The organism is Mycobacterium sp. TH-M82 (assembly GCF_057473605.1).
The window spans coordinates 1-4,616 of record NZ_JBYCKY010000005.1; the positions used below are offsets into that span (position 1 = coordinate 1).

The 4,616-nt window shown below is 66.9% G+C and carries 5 protein-coding genes; 4 read left to right on the plus strand and 1 reads right to left on the minus strand.

The genetic code is table 11. The features are described 5' to 3' along the window. Positions 1–665: RluA family pseudouridine synthase (locus AC2VON_RS00065; protein ID WP_486951112.1), on the plus strand; the 665-nt coding region annotated here is incomplete at its 5' end. Between the two features lie 10 nt (positions 666–675). Here AC2VON_RS00065 and AC2VON_RS00070 read toward each other — a convergent pair. Next, positions 676–1,443: a class I SAM-dependent methyltransferase gene (locus tag AC2VON_RS00070; protein WP_486951113.1), complete on the minus strand. Its 768-nt coding sequence runs from the start codon at positions 1,441–1,443 to the stop codon at positions 676–678. Between AC2VON_RS00070 and AC2VON_RS00075 the strand changes: the two genes are divergently transcribed. The 3 genes from AC2VON_RS00075 to dnaE all read left to right on the plus strand — a co-directional run. Then, the gene (locus tag AC2VON_RS00075) at positions 1,442–1,924 is read left to right on the plus strand and encodes a hypothetical protein (protein ID WP_486951114.1); all 483 of its coding nucleotides are present in this window, start codon (positions 1,442–1,444) and stop codon (positions 1,922–1,924) included. The genes AC2VON_RS00070 and AC2VON_RS00075 overlap by 2 nt on opposite strands. 29 nt (positions 1,925–1,953) lie before the next feature. Further along, entirely contained in the window at positions 1,954–2,253 is a 300-nt protein-coding gene (gene usfY / locus AC2VON_RS00080; RefSeq protein WP_486951115.1) for a protein UsfY, read from the plus strand. A gap of 156 nt (positions 2,254–2,409) precedes the next feature. Continuing rightward, on the plus strand, positions 2,410–4,616 hold a 2,207-nt coding region (gene dnaE, locus AC2VON_RS00085; protein ID WP_486951116.1), incomplete at its 3' end, for a DNA polymerase III subunit alpha.

Genomic DNA, 4,616 nt, shown 5'->3' on the forward strand with positions numbered 1-4,616 from the left:
ACGACGTCGTGGTCGTCGACAAGCCCGCCGGGGTGGCCGCCCACGCGTCGGTGGGCTGGACCGGGCCGACGGTGCTGGGCGGGCTGGCCGCCGCCGGATACCGGATCACCACCTCGGGCGTGCCCGAGCGGCAGGGCATCGTGCAGCGCCTCGACGTCGGCACGTCTGGGGTGATGGTGGTGGCGATCTCCGAGCGCGCCTACACCGTCCTCAAGCGCGCCTTCAGAGCGCGTTCGGTCGACAAGCGCTACCACGCACTGGTGCAGGGGCATCCGGACCCGTCCAGCGGCACCGTCGATGCGCCGATCGGCCGGCACCATGGCCGGGACTGGAAGTTCGCCGTCACCGCGAACGGCCGAAACAGCGTCACCCACTACGACACGGTGGAAGCCTTCGTCGCAGCCAGCCTGCTCGACGTCCACCTGGAAACCGGCCGCACCCACCAGATCCGGGTGCATTTCGCCGCGCTGCATCACCCCTGCTGCGGCGACCTCACCTACGGCGCCGACCCGAAGCTGGCGAAAAGGCTTGGGCTGGAACGCCAGTGGCTGCACGCGCGATCGCTGGCGTTCAGTCATCCGGGCGACGGCCGGCGGCTGGTGGTCACCAGCCCGTATCCGCCCGACCTGCGGCACGCGCTGGACGTGCTGCGGGCTTCGGCGTGATCAAGGCTGATCAGTCCGGTTTGCGGGCCTCGATGAGGGTCCGGGCGGAGTGGGCGACGAACTGTCCGTCGGCCTCGATACGCTCGTGCAGCTCACGCAGCCGGCTGCGGTAACGGTCGACGGTGAAGCCCGGCACACTCCAGATCACCTTTCGCAGGAAATAGACGACGGCGCCGATGTCGAAGAACTCGACGCGCAGCCGTTCGGAGCGCACATCGGCGACCTGCAGACCGGCGGCTGCGGCATTCGCCCGCTCGACGTCCGGCTCCCGGTCGGCGCCGAGTCCGGCCTTCGGCCCGAGGAAGAACTCGGTCAGCTCGATCATCGTCGCGGGTCCGATGTGTTGCGCGAAGTAGGTGCCGCCCGGCCGCAGCACCCGGGCGATCTCGGTCCACCACAGGGCGCTCGGGTGCCGGCTGGTCACCAGGTCGAAGGCGTTGTCGGCGAACGGCAGCGGCGGGTGGTCGGCTACTGCGACAACCACCACACCCCGCGGATGCAAAAGCCTGGTGGCAAGTGCCGCGTTCGGTGGCCACGGCTCGGTGGCGGCCATGGTCGGTGGGAACGTATCGAGTTCGCCCGCGCCGGCCAGCACCTCTCCACCGCCGGTCTGCAGGTCGACGGCGGCCGATGCGCGCGCCAGCCGCTGGCTCAGCAGCCGCTGGTAGCCCCACGACGGGCGCTGCTCGGTGGCGCGGCCGTCCAGCCACGAAAAGTCCCACCCCTCGACCGGCGCGGCGGCCGCCTCGGCCACCAGATCGTCGAACGTCGCGGGCATGTCTGACATTGTCGCTTGCACCGGCCGCACCGGCATCGACCGGGTTCGGGTCGTTCAGGTCGCCGGGTTCGCCCCGGTTACCCTTATTGCTATGAATCAGTTCCTGTTGCGGGCTGTCGCAAGGCTGGGGTCCTGGGCGATCGGACTGGTGATCGCCGCGGCGGTCGTGCCCGGTGTTGCGATGTCGGCGCCGGGATTCGTCGTCGCGGTGCTGGCGTTCGCCGCTGCCCAGACCGGCCTGTCGTGGCTGATCTTGAAGTTGCCGCACGGATACGCGTCGTTGCTGCTGGGTGCTGCCGGCCTGACGCTGACTGTCGTCGCGCTCTGGCTGGCCTCGGTGCTCACCCCCGGGCTCGGCATCCGCGGCTTCGCCTCCTGGCTGGCGATGACACTGGTGGTGTGGCTGGTGACGACGATCGGTGCAATTCTGCTGCCCGATATGTACATTCGCAGTCAGGACGACTCGACCCGAACCGGGTAGGGGGACAGGGAACTAGACAGGGAACTATAGTGGGAGACACGCATCACGATCCGACGGATCATTCCCGGACCACGCATCAGCACGCGGGTATCGTGGTAAAGGACAACTTCTTCTGGCCCGGGTTCATCCTGCTGGGGATCGCAGTGTTCGCGATGATCAGCACCGTGATGGTTGCCGCCTACCAGCATTACGAGTGGATTGAGACCACGGTGCTCATCTCGGTGCTGGGCACGATCGCCGGAGCACTGTGGCTCTTCGTCGAGGTTCGCCACGTCAGCGGCATCGACAGGCAGTTGGCACGCGCGCGCGATGTCCGGCCGCGCGCGTGATCGACGGGATCGGCTCGCAGCCGTCTGTCATGAAGATTTCGTTGGCCGGATCTTGAACGAGATTCGCAGCTTCGTACGGTAGCTGGTCGGCGCTCACCGACACACCCAGCGGCACTGCCGGTAGCGGTCGTGCCTCGGTCATAGACTGGCGGTCCTATGGACGGTTCCTCTTCGCGGCCCTTCGTGCATCTGCATAACCACACCGAGTACTCGATGCTGGACGGCGCGGCGAAGATCACTCCGATGCTGGCCGAGGCGCGGCGTCTGGGGATGACCGCGATCGGGATGACCGATCACGGAAACATGTTCGGCGCCGCCGAGTTTTATCACGCGGCGGCCGACGCCGGGATCAAGCCGATCATCGGAGTGGAAGCATATGTGGCTCCCGGCTCTCGTTTTGATACCCGCCGGGTGCTGTGGGGCGATCCCGGCCAGAAGAGCGACGACGTATCCGGCGGCGGCTCCTACACGCATCTGACCATGATCGCCGAGAACGCGACCGGCTTGCGCAACCTGTTCACGCTGTCGTCGCTGGCCTCTTTCGAAGGGCAGTTGGGTAAATGGCCACGGATGGATGCCGAACTCGTCGCCGAACATGCGGCTGGCATCATCGCCACCACCGGATGCCCGTCGGGGGAGGTGCAGACTCGCCTTCGGCTCGGCCAGCAGCGCGAGGCGCTGGAATCGGCCGCCAAGTGGCGGGAGATCTTCGGCGCCGACAACTTCTTCCTGGAACTGATGGATCACGGGCTGGCCATCGAAGCGCGGGTGCGCGACGGTCTGCTCGACCTCGCCGGCACATTGAACATCCCGCCGCTGGCCACCAACGACTGCCACTACGTCACCCGCGACGCCGCGGCCAACCACGAGGCTCTGCTGTGCGTGCAGACCGGCAAGACGCTGTCAGATCCCAACCGGTTCAAATTCGACGGTGACGGCTACTACCTCAAGTCCGCCGCCGAGATGCGCGCACTCTTCGACGACACGGTTCCCGGTGCGTGCGACGCCACCGTGGCCGTCGCCGAACGGGTGGGCTCCTACGCCGACGTGTGGACGCCACGCAACCGAATGCCGGTGTTCCCGGTGCCGGCCGGACACGATCCGGCATCCTGGCTTCGCCACGAGGTGAGCGCCGGGCTGACGCGCCGGTTTCCGAACGGGTCACCCGAGGGTTATGCCGAGCGCGCGTCCTATGAGATCGACGTCATCTGCGACAAGGGTTTCCCGTCGTACTTCTTGATCGTCGCCGACCTGATCAACTATGCCCGCTCCGTCGACATCCGGGTCGGGCCGGGCCGCGGTTCGGCCGCCGGTTCGCTGGTGGCCTACGCGCTGGGCATCACCGACATCGACCCGATCCCGTACGGCCTGCTTTTCGAACGGTTCCTCAACCCGGAGCGCACGTCGATGCCGGACATTGACATCGACTTCGACGACCGGCGCCGCGGCGAAATGGTGCGCTACGCCGCCGAGCGATGGGGCCATGACCGGGTTGCCCAGGTCATCACCTTCGGCACCATCAAAACCAAAGCGGCGCTTAAGGACTCCGCGCGCATTCACTTCGGGCAACCCGGCTTCGCGATTGCCGACCGGATCGCCAAGGCGCTGCCGACGCCGATCATGGCCAAAGACATCCCGCTGTCCGGCATCACGGATCCGAACCACGAGCGGTACAAGGAGGCGACCGAGGTCCGCGGCCTGATCGACGCCGACCCCGATGTGCGCACCATCTATCGGACCGCACTCGGGCTGGAAGGCCTCATCCGCAACGCCGGTGTGCACGCCTGCGCGGTGATCATGAGCAGCGAACCGCTCACCGAGGCGATTCCGCTATGGAAGCGACCGCAGGACGGTGCGATCATCACCGGCTGGGACTACCCGGCGTGTGAGGGGATCGGTCTGCTGAAGATGGACTTCCTCGGGCTGCGCAACCTGACCATCATCGGCGACGCGATCGAGAACATCAAAGCCAACCGCGGCCTCGACGTGGACCTGGAGTCGGTGCCGCTCGACGACCAGCCGACCTACGAACTGCTGGGCCGCGGCGACACCCTGGGGGTGTTCCAGCTCGACGGCGGACCGATGCGCGACCTGCTGCGCCGGATGCAACCCACCGGGTTCGAAGACGTCATCGCGGTGATCGCGCTGTACCGGCCCGGCCCGATGGGACAAAACGCCCACAACGACTACGCCGACCGCAAGAACGGCCGGCAGGCCATCAAACCGATCCACCCCGAACTTGCCGGACCGCTGGAAGAGATCCTGACCGAAACCTACGGCCTGATCGTCTACCAGGAACAGATCATGCGCATCGCGCAGAAGGTGGCCGGCTACTCGCTGGCCCAAGCCGACATCCTGCGGAA

What these genes read in the sequence shown, in the direction of transcription:
- AC2VON_RS00075 (WP_486951114.1), top strand. Translation starts at nt 1,442, where the DNA reads ATGTCTGACATTGTCGCTTGCACCGGCCGCACCGGCATCGACCGGGTT.
- AC2VON_RS00070 (WP_486951113.1), bottom strand. Translation starts at nt 1,443, where the DNA reads ATGCCCGCGACGTTCGACGATCTGGTGGCCGAGGCGGCCGCCGCGCCG.